This is a genomic window from Streptomyces sp. NBC_01463 (assembly GCA_036227345.1).
Classification (GTDB): domain Bacteria; phylum Actinomycetota; class Actinomycetes; order Streptomycetales; family Streptomycetaceae; genus Streptomyces.
Window position 1 is genome coordinate 5752491 of sequence record CP109468.1, and the last position, 22631, is coordinate 5775121.

Annotated in this window: 17 protein-coding genes and 1 tRNA gene; 10 read left to right on the forward strand and 8 right to left on the reverse strand. The window is 70.9% G+C overall.

Annotated elements, in window-relative coordinates; all coding sequences use genetic code 11:
* Positions 1-87 precede the first annotated feature (87 nt).
* Positions 88-1014 carry a fused MFS/spermidine synthase gene (locus OG521_25510; protein WUW23943.1) on the forward strand — a complete coding sequence of 309 codons (927 nt, stop codon included), beginning with the start codon at positions 88-90 and terminating at the stop codon, positions 1012-1014.
* A gap of 14 nt (positions 1015-1028) precedes the next feature.
* Here OG521_25510 and OG521_25515 read toward each other — a convergent pair whose 3' ends face one another.
* Positions 1029-1574 carry a hypothetical protein gene (locus tag OG521_25515; GenBank protein ID WUW23944.1) on the reverse strand — a complete coding sequence of 182 codons (546 nt, stop codon included), beginning with the start codon at positions 1572-1574 and terminating at the stop codon, positions 1029-1031.
* Between the two features lie 101 nt (positions 1575-1675).
* Here OG521_25515 and OG521_25520 point away from each other — a divergent pair, with 101 nt between their 5' ends.
* From OG521_25520 to OG521_25530, 3 genes are all read left to right on the forward strand, one after another.
* On the forward strand, positions 1676-2386 hold the full coding sequence (locus OG521_25520) for a response regulator transcription factor (GenBank protein WUW23945.1): 711 nt from the start codon (positions 1676-1678) through the stop codon (positions 2384-2386).
* On the forward strand, positions 2383-3831 hold the full coding sequence (locus OG521_25525; protein WUW23946.1) for a HAMP domain-containing histidine kinase: 1449 nt from the start codon (positions 2383-2385) through the stop codon (positions 3829-3831). The genes OG521_25520 and OG521_25525 overlap by 4 nt, the downstream gene beginning before the upstream one ends.
* Positions 3832-3961: 130 nt before the next feature.
* Complete coding sequence (locus tag OG521_25530; GenBank protein WUW23947.1) at positions 3962-5443, forward strand: cellulose binding domain-containing protein; 1482 nt, start codon at positions 3962-3964, stop codon at positions 5441-5443.
* Between the two features lie 88 nt (positions 5444-5531).
* Here the strand turns inward: OG521_25530 and OG521_25535 are convergent, their stop codons facing one another.
* Positions 5532-7292 (reverse strand): 2-isopropylmalate synthase, encoded by a 1761-nt coding sequence (locus OG521_25535; protein WUW23948.1) that lies wholly within the window; start codon positions 7290-7292, stop codon positions 5532-5534.
* Between the two features lie 175 nt (positions 7293-7467).
* Here OG521_25535 and OG521_25540 point away from each other — a divergent pair, with 175 nt between their 5' ends.
* Positions 7468-8160, forward strand: coding sequence for a FadR family transcriptional regulator (locus tag OG521_25540; GenBank protein WUW23949.1), 693 nt, complete (start codon positions 7468-7470; stop codon positions 8158-8160).
* An 8-nt stretch (positions 8161-8168) separates the two neighbouring features.
* On the opposite strand, the gene OG521_25545 is transcribed toward OG521_25540, so the two are convergent.
* The 3 genes from OG521_25545 to aspT (OG521_25555) are packed head-to-tail and all read right to left on the reverse strand — an operon-like array spanning position 8169 to position 13228.
* Positions 8169-9830, reverse strand: coding sequence for a bifunctional aspartate transaminase/aspartate 4-decarboxylase (locus OG521_25545; protein ID WUW23950.1), 1662 nt, complete (start codon positions 9828-9830; stop codon positions 8169-8171).
* A 17-nt stretch (positions 9831-9847) separates the two neighbouring features.
* Entirely contained in the window at positions 9848-11551 is a 1704-nt protein-coding gene (aspT, locus tag OG521_25550) for an aspartate-alanine antiporter (GenBank protein WUW23951.1), read from the reverse strand.
* Complete coding sequence (gene aspT / locus OG521_25555) at positions 11552-13228, reverse strand: aspartate-alanine antiporter (GenBank protein WUW23952.1); 1677 nt, start codon at positions 13226-13228, stop codon at positions 11552-11554.
* 677 nt (positions 13229-13905) lie between these two features.
* On the opposite strand from aspT (OG521_25555), the gene OG521_25560 reads away from it, so the two are divergent.
* The 5 genes from OG521_25560 to OG521_25580 all read left to right on the forward strand — a co-directional run bounded on the left by OG521_25560 (position 13906) and on the right by OG521_25580 (position 20301).
* Positions 13906-15234 (forward strand): extracellular solute-binding protein, encoded by a 1329-nt coding sequence (locus OG521_25560; GenBank protein WUW23953.1) that lies wholly within the window; start codon positions 13906-13908, stop codon positions 15232-15234.
* A 249-nt stretch (positions 15235-15483) separates the two neighbouring features.
* Entirely contained in the window at positions 15484-16485 is a 1002-nt protein-coding gene (locus OG521_25565) for a sugar ABC transporter permease (protein ID WUW23954.1), read from the forward strand.
* Between the two features lie 15 nt (positions 16486-16500).
* The gene (locus tag OG521_25570; protein ID WUW23955.1) at positions 16501-17424 is read left to right on the forward strand and encodes a carbohydrate ABC transporter permease; all 924 of its coding nucleotides are present in this window, start codon (positions 16501-16503) and stop codon (positions 17422-17424) included.
* 125 nt (positions 17425-17549) lie between these two features.
* Positions 17550-19010, forward strand: a complete 1461-nt coding sequence (locus OG521_25575) for a GH1 family beta-glucosidase (protein WUW23956.1) — start codon at positions 17550-17552, stop codon at positions 19008-19010.
* 259 nt (positions 19011-19269) lie between these two features.
* Positions 19270-20301, forward strand: coding sequence for a LacI family transcriptional regulator (locus OG521_25580; protein WUW23957.1), 1032 nt, complete (start codon positions 19270-19272; stop codon positions 20299-20301).
* Between the two features lie 135 nt (positions 20302-20436).
* Here the strand turns inward: OG521_25580 and OG521_25585 are convergent.
* The 3 genes from OG521_25585 to OG521_25595 all read right to left on the reverse strand — a co-directional run bounded on the left by OG521_25585 (position 20437) and on the right by OG521_25595 (position 22484).
* A tRNA-His gene (locus tag OG521_25585) sits at positions 20437-20509 on the reverse strand.
* A gap of 126 nt (positions 20510-20635) precedes the next feature.
* Positions 20636-21238 carry an oligoribonuclease gene (orn, locus tag OG521_25590; protein ID WUW23958.1) on the reverse strand — a complete coding sequence of 201 codons (603 nt, stop codon included), beginning with the start codon at positions 21236-21238 and terminating at the stop codon, positions 20636-20638.
* Between the two features lie 10 nt (positions 21239-21248).
* Positions 21249-22484 carry a helix-turn-helix domain-containing protein gene (locus OG521_25595; protein ID WUW23959.1) on the reverse strand — a complete coding sequence of 412 codons (1236 nt, stop codon included), beginning with the start codon at positions 22482-22484 and terminating at the stop codon, positions 21249-21251.
* Positions 22485-22631: the final 147 nt, after the last annotated feature.

Genomic DNA, 22631 nt, shown 5'->3' on the forward strand with positions numbered 1-22631 from the left:
GCCGGACGGCGGGTGTCTTGATCGGCCCGTCACGGCCGGCTCCGACCGGTCCCGGACACGGCGAGCGGTGAGCAGGGGCGAGGGGCAGTGGCACGTCGAGGAGCGGCCGGCGGCGCGGGTGAGCGCAAGCAGCGCGCCGAGCGCAGGACCGACCGGAAGGCGGCGCGCGGTTCCGAGCGGCCCGGGGGCAACGTCACCGAGCCGGTGGACGGCGGCATCGCCGAGCTCGTCCCCGACCGGGAGCGCCGGCGCGCCTGGACCCTCACGATCGACGGCGCGCCCCAGTCCCACGTGGACCTGGACGACCCGACGTACCTCTCCTTCTCGTACCAGCGCCGGATCGGCCACATCATCGACCTGGCCGCACCGCCCGGACAGCCCCTGCACGTCGTGCATCTCGGCGGCGGGGCCTTCACCCTCGCCCGCTACACCGCCGCCACCCGCCCCCGCTCCACCCAGCAGATCGTCGAGGTCGACGCCGCGCTCGTCCAACTGGTGCGCCGGGAACTGCCGCTGGACCCGCAGGCCAGGATCAGGGTCCGCGCCACCGATGCCCGCGCCGGGCTCGGGAAGATCCAGGACGGCTGGGCGGACCTCGTCGTCGCCGACGTCTTCAGCGGGGCCCGCACCCCCGCCCACCTCACCAGCACCGAGTTCCTCGCCGAGGTGCGCCGGGTCCTGAAGCCCGGCGGGAGTTACGTGGCCAACCTCGCCGACGGACCGCCGCTGGCCCATCTGCGCGGCCAGATCGCCACCGCCGCCACCGTCTTCCCCGAGCTGGCCCTCGCCGCCGACCCGGTCGTCTTCCGCGGCCGCCGCTTCGGCAACGCCGTACTGCTCGCCTCGGACACCGCCCCGAGGACCGCGGAGCTGACCCGCAAGGTGGCGACCGATCCGCACCCCGGACGCGTCGAACACGGCCGTGCGCTCACCGACTTCACCGGCGGCGCGGCCCCGGTGCACGACGCGGACGCCCGCCCCTCGCCCCCGCCGCCCGCCACCGCGTTCGACTGACGCCCCTCGTCCCCTTACGACTTCACGATGTCGACCATGGGCGGATGGTCGTTCCAGGTGCAGAAGACCGACACCGTCGTGCCGTCGACCTTGGCGAAATCCACCCGGATCCAGGTCGTGTTCGTCCACACCTGCACCGACCAGCCCTGGTCCGGGGTCGCCGACACCAGCTTCGCCGAGGCGGGGCCCATCTCGAAGACGACCCGGCCGCCGTCCGTGCCGTACCCCTTCGCGGTGCCCGACGCGGTGTGCGTGGCCGTCGGCCGCGGGGTGCCCGCCGGGGTGTGCGACGGGGCGGGGGACCTGCTCGCGGACGGTTTCGGGGTGGAACGGGGCGTGGCGCGGGGTGTCGCCGACGGGGACGGTTCCGGGCGGTGCGTGGAGGACGACAGGTTCTCGGAGGAGTCCCGGCCCGCCCGGGTGCCCGCCGCGAGCGGCACCGCGCGCGGCGGATCGTACGCCGTGCCCGCCATCACGGTGTGCACACCCCACCACGACAGCGTGACCGCTGCGCCGGTGGCGAGCGACCACGCCAGCGCGTGTACGAGTCCTCGTTGCATCGGGGCACATACTGCACCACGGGCCCCGGCGGTGTCCCGGTGATGCCCCCTTGCCGCCACCGGGCGGACCGCGAGCGGCCCGATGGCGTACGGTGCCGCCCATGCCAAGTGTGCTCGTGGTCGAGGACGACCAGTTCGTACGTTCCGCCCTCATCCGGCACCTGACCGAGGCCTCCCACACGGTACGGAGTGTCGGCACCGCGCTCGAAGCGCTGCGCGAGGTCGCCCACTTCCGGTTCGACGTGGTCATCCTCGACCTCGGGCTGCCCGATCTCGACGGGGCCGAGGCGCTGAAGATGCTGCGCGGCATCACCGACGTGCCCGTCATCATCGCGACCGCGCGCGACGACGAGAGCGAGATCGTCCGGCTGCTCAACGACGGCGCCGACGACTACCTCACCAAGCCGTTCTCCGTGGAACACCTCTCGGCGCGGATGGCCGCCGTGCTGCGCCGCTCGCGGGCCGCCGGCGGCGAGGCACCGCCGCCGCGCGTCATCCAGGTCGGCGGACTCTCCATCGATCCGCTGCGCCGCCGGGCCGAACTCGACGGCACCGCACTCGACCTCACCCGGCGCGAGTTCGACCTGCTGACCTTCCTGGCCGGCCGGCCGGGCGTCGTCGTCCCGCGCAAGGAACTCCTCGCCGAGGTCTGGCAGCAGTCCTACGGGGACGACCAGACCATCGACGTCCATCTCTCCTGGCTGCGCCGGAAGCTGGGCGAGACGGCCGCCCGGCCGCGCTATCTGCACACGCTGCGCGGCGTCGGCGTGAAACTCCAGCCGCCCGCCGCGCCCCCGGAGCAGCCCGCATGAGATGGGCCCTGGTCAAGGTCTGCCTGGCCGTCACCGCGATGGTCGTCATCGCCTTCGCCGTCCCCCTCGGCCTCGTCATCAAGGAGATGGCCCGCGACCGCGCCTTCTCCGACGCCGAACGGCAGGCCGCGATGATCGGCCCCACCCTCTCCATCACCGCCGACCGCGCCGAGCTCCAGAAGGCCGTCCTGACCACCGAACCGGGGGCCGACGACCGGATGGCCGTCCATGTCCCCGCGTCCGACGAGGCCGACAGCGTCGCGGTGGAGATCGGCACCCGCCGCGCCACCCGCAAGGACCTGGAGACCGTGCAGGAGTCGGGGCGCGCCTCCATCACCGAGGTGAGGGGCGGCTCCGCGCTGCTCCAGCCGACCGCGCTGGGCGGCGGAGGCACCGCCGTCGTCGAGGTGTTCGTGCCGGAGGAGGAGGTCTCCAACGGCGTCGCCACGGCCTGGCTGATGCTCGCGGGCGTCGGCATCGCGCTGATCGTCGGTTCGGTCGCGGTGGCCGACCGGCTCGGCGTCCGCATGGTCGAGCCCGCCCGGCGCCTCGCCGGCGCCGCGCACGACCTGGGGGAGGGGCAGCTCGGGACCCGCGTCCCGGAGGAGGGCCCGACCGAACTCCGTTCCGCCGCGACCGCGTTCAACTCGATGGCCGACCAGGTCGTCCAACTCCTCGCCAACGAGCGCGAACTGGCCGCCGACCTCTCGCACCGGCTGCGCACCCCGCTCACCGTGCTCCGGCTCAACGCCGCCTCGCTCGGGGAGGGCCCCGCGGCCGAACAGACCCGGGCGGCCGTCCAGCAGCTGGAGCGGGAGGTCGACACGATCATCAGGACCGCCCGCGAACAGCGCCCGCAGACCCAGGGGCAGGGCGGCGGGCCGGGGGCCGGCTGCGACGTCTCCGAGGTGATCCGCGAACGGATGGACTTCTGGTCGGCGCTGGCCGAGGACGAGGGCCGCGAGGTGCGCCTGGCGGGAGTCGACCGTACGGTACGCATTCCGGTCGCCCGCCCCGAAATGGCGGCCGCCCTGGACGCGTTGCTCGGCAACGTGTTCCGGCACACCGCCGAGGGCACCGCCTTCGCCGTCGACGTGCACCACAGCGGCGACGCGGTGATCGTGCTCGTCTCGGACGCGGGCGGCGGCATCGCGGACCCCAAGGCCGCGCTGGCCCGCGGCGGCAGCGGACGCGGCGGCGCGAAGGGCGCGGTGGGCTCGACGGGCCTCGGCCTCGACATCGTCCGCCGGGTGGCCGAGTCCACCGGCGGCGACGTGCGGATCGGGCGCTCGGTGCTCGGCGGTACGGAGGTGCGGATCTGGATCGGCCTGGACGGGGACCGGCAGCCGCGGCGGGGCGGGCGCGGTCACCGGGTGGGGCGGCAGCGGCACGGAGCCACCCGCCGGAACACCTCGATCCGGTTCCGTTCCGGCCCGCACCTTTAAACAGCGCCGATGCCCTCCTTAAGACAACCCTAAGAACATCAACTCCGGTCCGATTGGCGCCCTTTGCCGGATTCGGTGCCGCTAGCGTGCTCCCGCATCCCCCACTTCCGTATGACGAGGCAGGAACGCGATGGGCACCAGCACGCACCGGCGCACGGCGAGCACCAGGACCAAGGCGATCGGCGCGGTCGTCGCCGCGGCAGTGATCGGCGGAACGGTCTTCGCCCTCACCGGCACGGCCCAGGCGGCCGCCGTCGCAGCCGCCTACACCAGGACCAGCGGCTGGACCGGCGGATACACCGGGCAGTACGTCGTCACCAACGACACCGGCACCGCCAAGTCCGGCTGGACGCTCGAATTCGACCTGCCCGCAGGCACGAAGCTCAGCTCCCTCTGGAACGGCGAGCACACCGTCAGCGGCAGCCACGTCACGGTCACGCCCGCGAGCTGGGACAAGGAACTCGCTCCCGGCAAGTCCGTCACCATCGGCTTCGTCACCAGCTCCGACGGCTCGGCCGCCGACCCCACCGGCTGCCTCATCGACGACGCCACCTGCTCCGTCGACACCGGCGCGACACCGGAGCCGAGCGGCCGCCCCACCGAGACGGCGACCCCCACCCCGACCGCCACGGCCACCCCCACCCAGCAGCCCGGCGAGACCGCGACGCCGACCCCCACGCCGAAGCCCACCGAGACCGACAGCGGCGGCGGCACCGCGAGCGGGGCCGGCTTCGCCCCGTACGTGGACACCTCGCTCTACCCGGCCTTCGACCTGGTCGACACCGCCACCAAGACCGGCGTGAAGCAGTTCAACCTCGCCTTCATCACCTCCGGCGGCAGCTGCGCCCCGCTCTGGGGCGGCGTCACCGGCCTCGGTGACGACCACGTCGCCTCCCAGATCGGCGCCCTGCGCGCGGCGGGCGGCGACGTCCGGGTCTCCTTCGGCGGCGCCTCCGGGTCCGAACTCGCCCTGAACTGCGCCTCGGCCGACGAGCTGGCCGCGGCCTACGGCAAGGTCGTCGACACGTACAAGCTGACCAAGGTCGACTTCGACATCGAGGGCGGCGCACTGCCCGACACGGCGGCCAACTCCCGTCGCTCCCAGGCCATCGCCAAGCTGCAGAAGTCCCACCCGGGCCTCGACGTGTCGTTCACCCTGCCGGTGATGCCCGAGGGCCTGACCCAGCCCGGCGTGGACCTGATCGCCGACGCGAAGAAGAACGGCGTGGACGTCGGGGCGGTCAACGTCATGGCGATGGACTACGGCGCCTCGTACAGCGGCGACATGGGCACGTACGCGATCCAGGCGGCGACCGCCACCCAGGCCCAGATCAAGGGTGTGCTGGGGCTCTCCGACGCGGACGCGTGGCAGGCCGTCGCCGTCACCCCGATGATCGGGGTCAACGACGTCAGCACCGAGATCTTCAAGGTCGAGGACGCCACGCAGCTGGTGGCCTTCGCCAAGGAGAAGGGCCTCGGCTGGCTCGCGATGTGGTCGGGCACCCGGGACAAGGAGTGCGCGGGCGGGGCCAAGCCGTCCGCGGACGCCTCCTGCAGTTCGATCGCCCAGGAGCCGCTCGCCTTCACCAAGGCGTTCGGCGCCTACAAGTAGCCACCTTCCCCCGCCCGTGCATCCCGGCCGGCCCCCACACTCCCCCCACCCGGCCGGGATGCGCGCCCCATGCGTCACCCGTGGCGCGTCACGTCCGGGCCCGGTTCACCGCCGACAGCACCGCCGCCACCGAGGCGGCCACACCCGACGCGTCCTGGCCCGCGCCCCAGCACACCCGCTCGCCGACCCGGCACTCCGCGTACGCGGTCGCCGTCCCCCCGGGGCATCCGTGCTCGGAGAGGTCGAGAACGACGGCTTCCACCCCGGCGGCCTCCAGCGCACAGGCGAATGCCGACACCGCACCGCTGCCCGTGCCCTCGTAGTCGCCCGTGCGCCCGTCCACCCGCAGCGTGCAGACGAAGCGGTGGTCACCGGCCGGATCGCGGTCCGCCGACCAGGAGGTCAGGGCGACCCGGCCCTCCCGCCCGGGCACCAGATACGTCGCATCGAACAGATTCCAGAGATCCTTCGGCGTCGCCTCCAGACCGCTGTCGTCCGTCGCGTCCTGCACCGCGCCGGAGAAGTCCGCCCGCATCCGCGCCGGCAGATCCACCCCGTGGCTGCTCCGCAGCAGATGGGCGATGCCGCCCTTGCCGGACTGGCTGTTGACCCGGATGACGGCCTCGTAACTGCGGCCCACGTCCGCCGGGTCGATCGGCAGGTACGGCACCGACCACAGGTCGGACCCGCTCTGCGCGTGGTGCGCGAAGCCCTTGCTGATCGCGTCCTGGTGGGTGCCGGAGAACGCCGTGTACACCAGGTCGCCGCCGTACGGATGGCGCGGCGGCACCGGCAGCCGGTTGCAGTGCTCGACCGTGCGGCGGATCTCGTCGATGTCCGAGAAGTCGACCATCGGGTCGACGCCCTGGGCGTGCAGATTGAGGGCCAGGTTGACCAGGTCGACGTTGCCGGTGCGCTCCCCGTTGCCGAACAGGCAGCCCTCCACCCGCTGCGCCCCCGCCAGCACGGCCAGCTCCGCGCAGGCCACGCCCGTACCGCGGTCGTTGTGCGGGTGGACGGAGAGGATCACGGAGTCGCGGCGGTCCAGATGGCGGTGCATGTACTCGATCTGGTCCGCGTAGACGTTCGGTGTCGCGATCTCCACCGTGGCCGGCAGGTTGTGGATCACCGGGCGGTCCGGCGAGGCGTCCCACAGTTCGGTCAGGCTGTTGCAGATCTCCAGTACGTAGTCGGGCTCGGTGAGGACGAAGACCTCGGGCGAGAACTCGAACCGGATGTCAGCCCCGGGCCGCTTCCGTGCCAGCCGGTCCATCTGCCGTGCGGCGTCCAGCACCACGCCGTGCACCTCGGCCCGGCCGCGTCCCAGGACGACGTCCCGCCAGACGGGGGCGGTCGGGATGTAGAGGTGGACGACCACCCGGTCCATCCCGGCGACGGACTCGAAGGTCCGCTCGATCAGCTCCGGTCTGGCGGGGGTGAACACGACCACGGTCACGTCGTCGGGTACCGCCCCGCTCTCCGCCAGATGCCGTACGAAACCGAAGTCGGTACGGCTCGCGGACGGGTAGCCGATCTCGATCTCCTTGAACCCCATCGCGACCAGCAGATCGAACATCCGGCGCTTGCGCGGGGTGTCCATCGGCTCGGCGAGGGCCTGGTTGCCGTCCCGCAGGTCGACGGGGACCCAGAGCGGGGCGTGGCCGATCCGGGCCTGCGGCCAGCCGCGGCCGGTCAGCGGGATGTCGACGCGGTCGAACGCCGACCGGTAGCGGTGCGACGGCATGGAGCTGGAGCGCTGCGGATTCCAGCGGGGCGCGGCCTCGGGAACGGGCCCGCGGGGCGTGCAGATCGTGGGGAAGCTGTGCATCGGTGACGGACGGTGGGACATGGCGGGGGTCTCTTCTCGCATCGCCGGATGCGACCGGCACAGCACGGCACCCCGCGGCAGGGTGCCGATCGCTTCAGGCCCCGCCGCGGCAGCCGAGAAGAAGGAGACCGCGGTACGTCATGATCGGTACACTAGCCAGAAACCAAGTCCTCAGACAACCTGACAGGTGAATTCCGTGTCCTCGCTCGGCCCGCTCAGCCCCAGCCCCCTGGTCGAACAGGCCACGCGCCACCTGCGCGAGCAGATCACCGAGGGGCACTGGCCGGTCGGCACGAAGATCCCGGGGGAGACCACGCTCGCCAAGACCCTGGGCGTCGGCCGCTCCACCGTGCGCGAGGCCGTGCGGACGCTCGCCACCCTCGGCCTGCTCCAGTCCCGCCAGGGCTCCGGCGTCTTCGTCATCGCCGACCACGCGACGGAGGACTGGCCGGTCCGGCTGCGACGGGCCGCGGTCACCGACGTCTACGAGGTGCGCATGCTGATCGAGGTCCAGGCCGCCCGGCTGGCCGCCCGGCGCCGCACCGACGAGGACCTGATCGCCCTGGACGCGGCGCTCACGGCCCGCCGGGCCGCCGGCACCGGACCCGACGACGCCTTCGTGGACGCCGACATCGCCCTGCACCGGACCGTGGTGGCGGCCGCCCACAACCCCGTACTCACCGATCTCTTCGGCGAGTTCGCCCCCGTGCTGCGGCAGGGGCTGATCGACCTGGTGGAGCTGCTCGGGCTGCGCCGCGACGACCCGGACCACGGCGACGCGGAGCACCACGCGCTGGTCAGGGCGGTCGTCGCGGGGGACGCGGAGTCGGCGGGCCGGGCCGCGCAGGCGGAACTGGAGAACACCCTGTCCCGCCTGCGCGCCGCCTGACCCGGACCTCAGGCGCCGCCCGCGCCCGCGGCCCGCCACTCCTGCGCGTACTCGTCGAAGATGGCCCGCAACTGGTGGCCGATCTTCAGGTAGTCCAGATCGTCGAGGTTGGCGAGCGAGACCCGGACCGACCACTGCGGACCGTCGAAACCGCCGCCGTTCAGCAGCACCACGGAGGTCTGCTCGGCCAGCCGGAACAGCGGGTCGACGGGCTCGTAGTTCTGCTCCAGATAGTCGGCGAACTCCTTGCCCAGGGTGCGTTCCGCCTCCGCCAGCAGATCGAGCTCGATGTAGTAAGCGGCCCGCTTCGGGTCCTCGGAGATCTTCATGTGCGCGCCCTCCAGCAGCAGTTCGAGGCGCTGCTGCACGATGGCACGGATCCGGGCCTTGTACGTCTGGCCCTCGTCCAGCATGTCGAAGAGGGAGAAGAGCGTCATCATCATCTGCTGCGGCAGGGACAGGCCCGCCGTGTGGTTGAGCGCCACCTGCCGGGAGTCCGCGACCAGCCGGTCGATGAACCGCATCCGCTCCGGTTCCAGGGAGAGCGTCCCGTAGCGCGTGCTGAGCCGTGCCTTCTCCTCGGCGCTCTGCGCGGCCAGCATGTCGTCGATGACGTTGTCGTCGTGCAGCCCGATCACCCCGAGCCGCCAGCCCGTGGCGCCGTAGTGCTTGGAGTAGGAGTACACGAGCAGCGCGTTGCGCGGCAGATCGGCGGCCAGCGAGCGGAAACCCTCGACGAACGTCCCGTACACGTCGTCCGTCACCACGATCAGGTTCGGGTTCTGCTCCGCGACGATGTCCACGATCTGCTCGGCGACCTTCGGGGCGAGCGCCAGGGACGGCGGATTGCTCGGGTTGACGCAGCAGACCATCCGGACGGAGGGGTCGGCCAGCTTGGCGATCTCCTCCGGCGGGTAGCGCCACTGCCGCACCCCGGTCTCGGTGAACAGGTTCGCCTCCACGTGCACCACGTCGAAGCCGTACGTGTCGAGCTCGGGGATCTCCAGGTACGGGGTGAACACCGGCACCAACAGGGCGATCCGGTCGCCCTTCCTCAGGATCCCGTTCTTCAGCAGCGAGTCGAAGATGTAGCACATCGCGGCGGTGCCGCCCTCGGTCGCGAACAGGCTGAGGTTCTGCCCCTGCGGCGGCCGGTGGTCGAACATCTCGTCGGCCACGTACCCGCGCACGATCTGCTCGACGTGCGGCAGGATCCGCCCCGGCACCGGGTAGTTGTCCCCGATCGAGGAGTCCGCCAGCTCGTGCACGAACGCGTCGGGCACGAAGCCGAACCGCTTGACCGCCAGATCGACGCTCGCCTGCAGCAGCTCGATCCCGGGCAGCTCCGGATGCGTCCGCACGAAGCGGGCGAAGCGCTCCGCGCAGCCGGCCTCCTCCGGCATCCCGCCCAGGTTGTCCGCCGTCCAGACGCGCCGGGACTCCTCGATCGCGAAGTAGCCGAGCGCGTGGTAGGCCTCGCGGGGACCGGTGGCGACCCAGTTCGGGTTGCCGCGGCCCGCGTTCAGCATGATCCGGGTCGTCTTCCCCTTCTGGCCGGGCTTGTCGCTCTGCGCCGACTGGGCGATGCTGATGAACTTGTCCTTCAGCTCGAACGGGCTGAGCTGGGCGAACGAGCGGATCTCGGCACGGCTGAGAGTGGCCTTGGGCATGTCTGCGCTCCCGCGGTTCAGTGGTTGAGGATGACGATGACGGCGCCCCACACGGTCAGCAGCACATTGCCGACGGCGTACGGGATCGTGTAACCGAGCGTGGGGATCTGGGACTTGGACGTCTCGTTGACGGCGCCGATCGCCGCCGTGGTGGTCTGGCCGCCGGCCAGCACCCCCATCAGGATCGGGAACCTGATCTTCTGGATGTAGTGCCCCACCAGGAACCCGACGAGCAGCGGGACGACGGTGGCGACCGCCCCCAGGAGCAGCAGCCCCCAGCCCGCCGACGACAGCCCGCTGGTGAAGCTGGGACCGGCGTTGATGCCGACCACCGCGACGAACATGCACAGGCCCAGGGTGTCCATGAACCACTGGGCGCCCGGCGGCACGTTCCCGTACGTGGGGTACTTGCCGCGGATCCAGCCGAAGACCAGACCCATGATGAGCCCGCCGCCCGAGGTGGACAGCGAGATCGGCACCCCGCCCGCGGTCAGCGCCGGAATGCCGATGCAGCCGCCGAGGAAGATGCCGAGGCCCACCCAGACCATGTCGGTCGCGAAGCTCGTCGGCACCGGCTTGCCGAGCTCCTTGCCCGCCGGGCCGACGAGCCGCTCGGGCCCGCTCAGCACCAGGGTGTCGCCGCGCTCCACCGGGGTGGAGAGCCGGAAGGGGAACTCGGCGCCGGCCCGGTAGATCTTCTCGACATAGACACCGGCCATGAACGGCTCCCGGCGCAGCTCCTCGACCGTCCGTCCCAGCTGGGCCTTCTCGGACGCCACCACGTGCAGCGTCTCCGTCCGGTAGCCGAGCAGCGCCACGTCGTCGGCCTCCGGGCCCACATGCGTACGGGCGTCGAAGTCCACCAGGTCGTGCCGCAGCGCGCTCACCGCGATGGTGTCGCCCTCCCGCAGCACCAGGGACTGCGCCTGCGGAAGGACCGTTCCCTCGCGCCGGACCTGGGTGATGTAGACGCGGCGGCCGAGTGCCTGCTGCTGGCTCTCGAAGTCGTCGATGCTGCGGCCGACGAGGTCGTGGCGCCGGACGGTGTAGGCGCGCAGCACGGTCTCGTAGTAGCCCTCGCCCTCGTCCGGGTTCTCGTCGGGGGCGTCCAGTTCGGCGGCCAGCTCCGCGCTCTCCTTCGCCAGGTCCCTGCGGTAGAGCCGGGGCAGCACGTTGGCCAGGAGCATCGCGCACAGGATGGTGCCGAGCGGATAGGTGACGGCGTAGCCGACCGCGACCAGGTTCTGTTCGGACTTCACCTGGGCGGCGGAGAGACCGGGCAGGGTGCCGATGGCGTCCTGGGCGACACCGATGGCCGCGGACTGGGTGAGCGCCCCGCTCATCAGACCGGCCCCGAGCCCGGGCCCGTACCCGAGCAGCACGGCGAAGAGCCAGGAGACCAGCAGCCCGGTCACACAGACGACGACCGCGTTGACGACCTGGGGCAGCCCGTCCTTCTTCAGCCCGCGGAAGAACTGCGGACCGACGCGGTAGCCGAGCGCGAACAGGAACATGATGAAGAACAGGTTCTTCACCGTGCCGTCGATCTGGACCTTGAACTGGGCGCCCAGCACCAGCCCGGCGACCAGACAGCCGGTCACCGCCCCCAGCGCGATGGCCTTGTAGCGGACCTTCCCGAGCAGGAAGCCCAGCGCGACGACCAGGAAGACCAGCAGTTCGGGGTGGGGCGTGAAGATGTTGCGGTTCAGGAAATCGATCATTCAGGCTCCCAGGACGCCGACGAGGATGGGACCGGTCAGAGGCAGCAGGAAGTTCGACAGGGCGTACGTGATCGTGTAGCCGAGCAACGGCACGGAGCTCTGGGCCACCTGGGTGATGGAGGTGATCGCCGGGGTCGAGCACTGCTGGCCCGCGATGGCACCGATGAGCAGCGGCTTCTCGATGTGCAGGAGCTTGACGCCGACGAACAGGGAGATGGTCGCGGGAATCAGCACCATGGCGATCCCGGCGAACGGCAGCAGCGCGCCGTACTCCTTCAGCAGCGGCCAGGCCTGCGGTCCGGCGGTCAGCCCGGTGCAGGCGATGAAGATCGCCAGTCCCAGGTCCTTCAGCGTGTTCGCGGCCTGCGGGGGGAACGCCCCGAAGGTCTGCCTGCGGGAGCGGAACCAGCCGAAGAGCAGCCCCGAGACCAGACAGCCGCCGCCGGTGCCGAGCGACAGCGGGATGTCGCCGAACCGGACGACGATCTGGCCGATCAGCGAGCCCGCCACGATGCCGAGGCCCAGGTAGATGAAGTCCGTCGCGTCGTTCTTCACGACCGCGCCGATCTTCGCCACGAGTCTGTTCAGCCCCGACCTGGCACCGACCAGGGTGAGTACGTCACCGCGCTGCACCGTGGTCTCGGCCGATGCGGGCAGATGCTGGTCGTTGCGCAGCACATCGGTGATGAACACGCCGTCCCGGCGGAACTCGGGATGGTCCTGCTCCAGCTGCGCGATGGTGGAGCCGGCCGTGGCCTTCTCGGTCACCGCGACCTGACGGGTGGCCAGCGGGGCGTCGAGGCCGGGCACCGCGGGGGTCTCCGGGCCGATCTCCCGGCCGGCCTCGATGATCCCGGCCCGCCGCCCGACCAGCTGGACCAGGTCGCTCAGCGTCAGCTCCAGGTCGGGGGAGGGGTCCAGCAGCACACTGCCGCGCTTGACGCCCTCCACGGTGACGGAGCCGCCCAGCGCGGCCTCCAGCTCACCGATCCGGCGGCCGTCCGCCAGGGTCACCAGGAAGGTCCGGCCCACCGTCCCCGGCAGCGCCTCGCGTTCGTCGGAGTCCAGGCCGCGGACGCCGCCGCGCATCTTCTCCCAGAGTTCGCGCGAGGCGTCCGCCAGATTGATGCGCAGCAGCATCGGCATGATCTGGCTGGTGTACAGCACGATCGTGACCAGGCCGAAGAGGTAGCAGACGGTGTACGCGGTGGCGACGTGCCCCTGGTACTCGGTGATCTGGGCGGCGGTCAGATCGTCGAGCTTGCCGATGGCCTCGGTCGCCGTACCGACGACGGCGGACTCGGTCGCGGCGCCCGCCAGGATGCCCGAAGCGGTGCCGACGTCGAGGTCGAACGCCTTGGCCAGGCCGAAGGCGATGCCCAGCACACAGACCAGTTCGATCAGGCAGAGGGCGAAGAAGCGCAGGCTCTTGCGGTTGAGGTTGGCGAAGAACTGCGGCCCGGCCAGATAGCCGAGCGAGAAGATGAACAGCGCGAAGAAGACCGTCTTGACGTCCTCGTCGACGCTGACGTGCCGGGTGCCGATCAGCAGCGAGACGATCAGCGTGCCGCAGATGCCGCCGAGGGTGATGGGGCCGACGCGGATCTTTCCCACGAGGTACCCGAGGGACAGGCAGAGGAAGAGTGCGAGTTCGGGATGGTCGCGGACTACTCCCATCCGGCCTCACCGACTCCGGGCATCAGAAAAGATCAATAGGTACATAAGGGAGAAATTAACAGTGGGTGGGGCGTGCGGCATGCCCGCTCCGCCGTACGCCGTCCGGGGTGTCGGCGTGCCGGCGGGGTGGCGATCCGGTCAGCGGTCGCCCTGCCGTTCCGGCCACCGCCCGGCCCTCGGCTTCGGGGAAAGAACGCGGAAGCGCCCCCGGGTGCCCCCTGGGTGCGACACCCCGTTCACCTTCCGGCGGGGCCCGCCGGGGGGATCATGCGTAACGGGGGCGGTTTCCCGGGGCTTCCGGAAATCCGGCGCGATCGGGGCCGGTTCCGGACACCGGCCGCAAGATCCACTCTCAACAGGGCTCTCACCTGTGGGAATTCAGGAATGGGCCGCTCCGATTCCCTGGGTCGGGTGCTTTGGCAAGCCTTCGGCCGGACACGGTCTCGTGACTTGCAGGACACGCTCGCGCAACGGAAGCGTCTTCAACTCTTGACACCCACCCCTCCCAGGCAGCAACCTTCCGACATCGACGCATGGGAGCGCTCCCACATCGCGTGAGGATTTCTCGTGCGAACGGCACTGCCCGTGTCCTCCCCCCTTAACCAACCGGCACCCGCACTCACCAGCGCGTATGCCACGCAGTGAGCCAGTCCCACCCTGGAACAAGGAGTAGTGGAATGCGTATCACCCGCACCGTCGCCGGTCGGAGCCGCAGAGTCGCGGTTCTGGCCACCACGGGCCTGACAGCCACGGCCCTGTTGCTGACCGGCTGCAGCAGCGACTCGGACGAATCGGACAGCACGGGTGCCGATGCGAACGGGAAGATCACGCTCACCGTCGCCGACTTCGGGCAGTTCGGCTACAAGGAGGCCGGCCTCTTCGCGAAGTACCACGAGCTGCACCCGAACATCACGGTCAAGGAGGACACCACCGCCGACGAGAAGGTCTACTACCCGAAGCTGCTCCAGCAGCTGAACTCGGGCAGCGGCCTGGCGGACGTCCAAGGCCTCGAGGTCGGGCGCATCAAGGAGCTCGTCGACACGAAGGCGGACCAGTTCGCCGACCTGGGCAAGGTCATCGACGTCAACGAGTGGGTGTCCTGGAAGGAGAAGCAGGCCACCACGTCCGACGGCAAGGTGATCGGCGCGGGTACCGACATCGGTCCGATGTCCCTCTGCTACAACACCGAGCTCTTCAAGAAGGCCGGCCTGCCGACCGACCGCAAGGAGGTCGCGGCCAAGATCTCCGGCGGCTGGGAGGACTACCTCAAGCTCGGTGAGGAGTACAAGAAGAAGGCCCCCGCGGGCACGTTCTTCATGGACTCCGCCAGCGCCATGTACAACGCCGTCGTCAGCTCGAACGCGAAGCAGTACTACGACGAGAGCGGCAAGGCGATCTACAAGGACAGCCCCAGCGTCAAGCAGGGCTGGGACCTGGCGGCCGAGGCCGCCGACAAGAAGCTGACCCAGGGCCTCGCCCAGTTCAACGACCCGTGGAAGGCGGCCCTGCGCAAGGGCACCGTCGCCACCGTGGCCTGCCCCGCCTGGATGGCCGGCCAGATCTCGGTCAACGCCGGTGACGGCAACAAGGGCAAGTGGGACATCACCACCGCTCCCGGCGCGACCGCCGCCAACTGGGGTGGCTCCTTCCTCGGTGTTCCCAAGTCCGGCAAGAACGTCGACGAGGCCTCCAAGCTCGTCAAGTGGCTGACCGCCCCCGAGCAGCAGGCCGCCGTCTTCAAGGCGATCGGCAGCTTCCCGTCCAACAAGGGCGCCTACGAGCTGCCCGACGTGAAGAACGCCAAGCTCCCGTACTTCAACGACGCACCGATCGGCCAGATCTACGCCGACGAGGCCAAGTCCATCCCCGAGACGGTGCTCGGCCCGAAGGACGGCATCATCAAGGACACCATCTCCACCCAGATCAACAACATGGAGCAGCGCGGCACCAGCCCCGACGACGCGTGGAAGGCAGCGACCAACGCGATCGACAAGGCGATCGGCTGACGGTTGCAGCAGCGGGCGGCCCCCGGGCCGCCCGCACCTGCGTTTCCCCGCCCCGTCGGGGCACGGGGCGCCGGCCGCACGGCCCGTTCCCGTGCCGGACCTCCACGGGGCGTCGGCCGGAACCGCATGCGGCGGACTTCCCCGGCCGCCCCGCGGAAGTCCGCCGCAAGCGGTTCCGGCCGACGCCCCGGCCCCACCAGCCCAGCCCCGTACCCGGGTAACCAGCAATCCAGGGAAGGACTCCCGCCCGTGGCCACCTCGACTCCCACCCGGGATGCATACGCCCCGCCGCCCCGCGGCTCCCAGCAGAAGAAACCGGTGAACGCCCGTCGGCAGACCTGGCGGAGCCGGCTCTGGCGCTTCGACGACAAGGCGTCGCCGTACGCCTACATCGCCCCGTTCTTCCTCGTCTTCGGCGCCTTCGGGCTCTATCCGCTGATCTACACCGGCTGGATCGCCCTGCACCGGGTGGAGATGACCGGCCTGGACCAGATGGAGTGGGTCGGCTGGGGCAACTTCGACCGGATCCTGCACGACTCGGAGTTCTGGACGGCCGTCAGCAACACCTTCCTGATCGGTGTCATGTCGACGGTCCCGCAGCTGCTCGTCGCCCTGGGCCTGGCCCATCTGCTGAACTACAAGCTCCGCGCCAGCACCTTCTGGCGGACGGTCATCCTCACCCCGTACGCCACCTCGGTGGCCTCCGCCGCGCTCGTCTTCGCCCTGGTCTTCCGGGCCGACGGCGGTCTGCTGAACTGGGCCCTGCAGTTCGTCGGCCTCGGCGACACCAACTGGGTCAACGGGCACTGGACGTCCAAGATAGCCATCTCCGTCATCGTGATCTGGCGCTGGACCGGCTACAACACCCTGATCTACCTGGCCGCGATGCAGGCCGTGCCGACCGATCTGTACGAGGCCGCCTCGCTCGACGGCGCCTCGCGCTGGCAGCAGTTCCGCAAGGTGACCATCCCCTCGCTGCGCCCCACGATCCTGTTCACGATCGTCATCTCGACCATCGGCTCCATGCAGCTGTTCGGTGAACCGCTCCTGCTGGAGGGCGGCACGCTCGGCGCGACCGGCGGAAACGAGAATCAGTACGAGACGCTCAGCGTCTACCTCTACAACTACGGCTGGAACCTGGGGCACCTCGGTCCGGCCGCCGCAGTGGCCTGGGCGATGCTCGCCCTCCTGCTGATCATCGCCGCGGCCAACTGGCTCATCGGCCGCTTCGTACGCAAATCCGCGGTCTGACCAGGAGCGATATCCATGACCATCACCAGCCCCACCAAAGCTCCGGAGCTCGGCCTGCCCGCACGCTCCTCCGCACACCGCGCGCCCAGGCGCGCGAGCCGCTTCAAGCCCGGCGCGGGCAAGCAGCTGCAGGGCGGACCGTTCGCCTACATCGCGCTGGCCGTCGTCGGCATCGGCTCGCTGCTGCCGCTGTACTGGACCCTGGTGGCCGCGTCCCACACCCAGGACGAGGTCCTGGCCTCCACCCCGCCGTTCCTGCCGGGCGGGCACCTGATGCACAACCTCGACGCCGCCTGGAACCAGGCCCATCTGGGCAAGGCGATCGTCAACAGCGTCATCGTCTCCTCCTGCATCACGGCGGCCACGCTCTTCTTCTGCACCCTGGCCGGCTACGCCTTCGCCAAGATGCGGTTCCGCGGCCGCGGCGCGCTGATGACCGGGGTCATCGCGACCCTGACCATCCCGCCGCAGCTCAGCGTCGTCCCGCTGTTCATGATGATGGCCGACCTCGGCTGGGGCGGGAACCTGGAGTCGGTGATCTTCCCGACCCTGGTGAGCGCGTTCGGTGTGTTCTTCATGCGGCAGTACCTCAGCGAGGCGCTTCCGTACGAGCTCATCGAGGCCGCCAAGATCGACGGCGCGAACAACTTCCGCGTCGTGCTGAGCATCGTGCTCCCGGTGGCCCGTCCCGCGATGATGGTGCTCGGCATGCTCACCTTCGTGCAGGCGTGGAACGACTTCTTCTGGCCCTACCTCGCACTGAACCAGCAGAACCCCACGCTCCAGGTGGCCCTCGGCCAGCTGAGCGCCTCCTACACCCCCGACCAGAGCATCGTGATGGCAGGCGCGCTGATCAGCACGCTGCCGTTGCTCGTGGTGTTCGTGATCTTCGGCAAGAGGATCGTCGGCGGGATCATGTCCGGCGCCGTCAAGGGCTGACGTCTCGTCAGTCATTGCTTCCCGGAACGCCCCGTACGGCCCGTACCTGACCGCGGGCCGTACGGGCTCCGGAGCCCCATCCTCTTCGCCCGCCCCTGTCCGTCCACTCCTGGGAGCGCTCCCGCATGACTGCTGTACGACCTGACATCGCCCCGAAGCAGGCGCCCGAGGCAACGAGATTTCCGACGGGCTTCGTCTGGGGGGCGGCCACCGCCGCCTACCAGGTCGAAGGCGCCGCTGCCGAGGACGGCCGCACCCCCTCCATCTGGGACACCTTCAGCCACACCCCCGGCAAGGTCCACAACGGCGACACCGGAGACATCGCCGCCGACCACTACCACCGCTTCCGCGACGACGTGGCGCTGATGAAGCAGCTGGGGCTGAAGGCGTACCGCTTCTCCATCTCCTGGTCCCGGGTGCAGCCCACCGGCCGCGGCCCCGCCGTCGAACGCGGCCTGGACTTCTACCGCAAGCTCGTCGACGAGCTGCTCGAAGCCGGCATCGCCCCCGTCGCCACCCTCTACCACTGGGACCTGCCCCAGGAGCTGGAGGACGCCGGCGGCTGGCCGCAGCGGGTGACCGCCGAGCGGTTCGCCGACTACGCCGCGATCATGGCCGGTGCGCTGGGCGACCGGGTCGCGACCTGGACCACCTTCAACGAGCCGTGGTGCTCGGCCTTCCTCGGCTACGGCTCCGGCGTGCACGCCCCCGGCCGCACCGAGCCCGCATCCGCGCTGCGCGCGGCCCATCACCTCAACCTCGCCCACGGCCGGGCGATCGAGGTTCTGCGCGGTCAACTCCCCGCTGCCGCGCAGACCTCGGTCACCCTCAACCTCCACCAGGTCCGCCCGCTGACCGCGAGCGCGGCCGACGCGGACGCCGCCCGCCGGATCGACGCGGTCGGCAACCGGATCTTCACCGGTCCGATGCTCAAGGGCGCCTACCCCGAGGACCTGCTCGCCGACACCGCGCACCTGGTGGACTGGTCGACGCTGGTCCAGGACGGCGACCTGGCCGCCATCTCGCGCCCCGTCGACGTGCTGGGCGTCAACTACTACACGCCGACGCTCGTCTCCACCCCCGCGGAGGGTGCGGGCAGCACCCGCAACGACGGCCACGGCGCCAGCGACTACTCCCCGTGGCCCGGCTCCGAGCACGTCGCCTTCCATCTCGCCGAGGGGAAGGAGCGCACCGCGATGAACTGGGCGATCGACCCCGACGGGCTCTACAACCTGCTGCTGGACGTCACCCGCGAGCACCCCGGCGTGCCGCTGATGGTCACCGAGAACGGCGCCGCCTTCGACGACTACGTCTCGCCCGAGGGGCGGGTGGAGGACCCCGAGCGGATCGCCTATCTGCACGGCCACCTCGACGCCGTGCAGCGCGCGGTGGCCGACGGCGCGGACGTCCGCGGCTACTTCCTGTGGTCGCTGATGGACAACTTCGAGTGGGCGTACGGCTATTCGAAGCGCTTCGGCACGGTGTACGTCGACTACGCCTCGCAGCGCCGCATCCCCAAGGCGAGCGCCCACTGGTACGCCGACGTGATCCGCCGCCACGCCCTGCCGCCGGCCGGCCTGTCCTGACCCCGCGCCACGCTCCCGCCTGACCGCGCACCACCCCTGAGACCCGGCCCCGTGCCGGGTCTCAGTCGTGTTCGCGGCGGTATGTGCCGCCCGGGCCCCCGGCCTGCGGGGCCCGCGTCACCACGCGCGTAGAGTGGGAGCGCTCCCATGGTTTCGGCCGGGGACGGTCGGCCGGTCCCGTCGAGTGTCAAGGGATCCCACACCAGGACTTGGTTTGGTTATCCGACTGTGAGAAATTGACCGCGAACGGGAGGCAGCCATGACGGCAGCGCGAGTACGGAGCGGGGGCCGGCCCACGCTCGAAGAGGTCGCGGCGCGGGCGGGGGTGGGGCGCGGCACGGCCTCGCGGGTCATCAACGGCTCACCACGGGTCAGCGCACACACCAGGGAGGCGGTGGAGGCGGCCGTCGCCGAACTGGGCTACGTGCCCAACCGCGCGGCCCGGGCGCTGGCGGGGAACCGCACGGACGCCATCGCACTCGTCGTACCCGAGTCGGAGAGCCGCTTCTTCACGGAGCCCTACTTCTCCGACATCGTCCGAGGGGTGGGCGCCGCACTGGCCGACACCGAGATGCAGTTGCTGCTCACCCTCGTCGGCAGCGACCGTGAACGGCGCAGGCTGGCGCAGTACCTGACCGCGCACCGCGTGGACGGTGTGCTGCTGGTCTCCGTGCACGCCGACGACCCGCTGCCCGATCTGCTGGAACAGCTCGGCATGCCCGCCGTCATGAACGGCCGCCGGTCCGCCACCGAGCCGCTGCCCTCGGTCGACTCGGACAACTTCGAGGGCGCCCGCGGAGCCGTAGAGCACCTCGTCTCCCGGGGCCGCCGCTCCATCGCCACCATCACCGGCCGGCTGGACGTCTACGCCGCCCAGCGGCGCCTGGACGGCTACCGCAAGGCCCTCGCCGACGCAGGCCACGAACCGGACGAGCGGCTGATCGCCCCCGCGGACTTCTCCGAGGACGGCGGCGTCCGTGCCATGCGCGAGCTGCTCGACCGCCGCCCCGACGTGGACGCGGTCTTCGCCGCCTCCGACCTCATGGCCGCCGGCGCCCGCCAGGTGCTGCGCGAGGCCGGCCGCCGCATCCCGGACGACGTGGCCCTGATCGGCTTCGACGACTCGGCCGTGGCCCGGCACATGGACCCGGCACTGACGAGCGTGCGCCAGCCGATCGAGGAGATGGGCCGCACGATGACCCGGGTGCTCCTGGCGGAGATCGCCGGCGAGAACAAGGAGCGCCCGCAGATCGTGCTGCCGACGGAACTGGTGGTGCGGGACTCCTCCTGAGTCCGGGCGGACCCCGGCGCCGGCCCCGTCCGGCCGCCGGGGCCGGACGGTCCGCCGCCCCGCCGGGACGTGCGAGGGCTCCGGGACATGAAGAAGGGCCGACCCGCTTTCGCGGATCGGCCCTTCTTCATCAAGGGTGAGTAACGGGACTCGAACCCGCGACATCCTGGACCACAACCAGGTGCTCTACCGTCTGAGCTATACCCACCATGTCCGGGCGTTTCCGACCGGCCGAGAAAAAGTGTACAGGGTCCGGGAGGGTGCTCGCGCCCTCATTGTTCTGCCGCCGGTCCCGGCCCCCGAAAGGGCCGTGACCAGCGGCTTTCGCGAGGAGCTAGGCCGAGGGCCGCGACAGGCGCGCGGCGATCGACTTGGCGCGCTCGGAGTCCGGGCCCGGCTGCGGGACGAAGACCGCCTCCCGGTAGTACCGCATCTCCGTGATGGAGTCGCGGATGTCGGCGAGCGCCCGGTGGTTGCCGTTCTTCTCCGGGCTGTTGAAGTACGCCCGCGGGTACCAGCGGCGGGCCAGCTCCTTGACCGAGGAGACGTCGACGATCCGGTAGTGGAGGTAGCCCTCCAGCGACGGCATGTCCCGCGCCAGGAAACCGCGGTCGGTGCCGACCGTGTTCCCGCAGAGCGGGGCCTTGCCGGGCTCCTTCACGTGCTCGCGGATGTAGGCCAGCACCTTCTCCTCGGCGTCGGCCAGGGTGGTACCCCCGGCCAGCTCGTCGAGCAGGCCCGAGGTGGTGTGCATCTGCCGCACCACCTCGGGCATGGTCTCCAGCGCCGCGTCCGGCGGGCGGATCACGATGTCCACCCCTTCGCCGAGCACGTTCAACTCCGAGTCGGTGACCAGTGCGGCCACCTCGATGAGTGCGTCTTCCGTCAACGAGAGCCCGGTCATCTCGCAGTCGATCCACACCATGCGGTCGTTCATGCGCCCCACCCTACGGGGCGCTCCGCTGTCCCGGCAGGGCCGGGCGGCCCGCGGCGTACGCGTCGGGGCCCGGTTTCCCGTGCTCCGCGCGGCCCTGCTCCGGGGCCGCCACCGCCGCCCCGGACTGACCCGCGCCGGCGGACGCCGCGGCGGCCCGACGGCTCGCCGAGGTGCTCTGGGCGGGCACCACGGGCTCGGCCACCGTGACGACCTGCTCCGGACCGCCCGACTGCGGACGGCGGGCCCGGTAGGCGGCCCGGTACGCGGCGGGGGAGGAGCCCAGCTGACGCCGGAAGTGTCCGCGCAGCGCGACCGGCGAGCGGAAGCCGCAACGGCCCGCGACCTCGTCGACCGAGTAGTCGGACGTCTCCAGCAGCCGCTGCGCCTGCAGCACCCGCTGGGTGATCAGCCACTGGAGCGGTGCGCTGCCGGTGAGCGAACGGAACCTCCGGTCGAAGGTCCGCCTGCTCATGTAGGCGCGCGCGGCCAGCGTCTCCACGTCGAACTGCTCGTGCAGATGCTCCAGCGCCCAGGCCACGACCTCGGCGAGCGGGTCGGAGCCGATCTCCTCCGGTAAAGATCTGTCGAGGTAGCGCTCCTGGCCGCCACTGCGCCTCGGCGGCACGACGAGCCGGCGGGCCAGTGCCCCCGCGGCCTCCGTGCCGTGGTCCGAGCGGACTATGTGCAGACAGAGGTCGATGCCCGCCGCCGTACCGGCGGAGGTGAGCACATCGCCGTCGTCGACGAAGAGCTCGCGCGGATCGACGTGGACCGACGGGTAGCGCTTGGCCAGCGTCGGTGCGTACATCCAGTGCGTGGTGGCCGGGCGGCCGTCCAGCAGCCCGGCGGCGGCCAGTACGAAGGCCCCCGTGCACAGCCCCACGATGCGGGCGCCCTCCTCGTGGGCGCGGCGCAGCGCGTCGAGCGCCTCCATGGGCGGCGGCGACGTGATCGAGCGCCAGGCGGGCACCACGACGGTGCCTGCCCTGCTGATCGCCTCCAGCCCGTAGGGCGCGGTCAGTTCGAGTCCCCCCGTGGTGCGCAGTGGTCCCTCTTCGCCGCTGCACACGAGCAACCGGTAGCGCGGAACTCCCGCGTCCTGCCGGTCGATCCCGAACACGGAGAGCGGGATGGAGCTCTCGAAGATGGGGCCACCGCTGAACAGCAGTACGGCGACGACCTCTCGGCGTCGGCGTCCGCTCAGCTTCCGTACAGCCTCCGTTGCGGTGGCGGAGTCCTGGCTCATGACGCTAAGCCCCCCTCGGTGTTCGCGTCTTCCTGGTCCTTACGGGCCTGTCGCACCTGCACATGTCCCCTCGGTCGTGCACGAGTCCCCGCTCTTCGACACCCAAGATCGAATCTACTGCTTCCCGTGGTGCCGCCGTGACAAGTT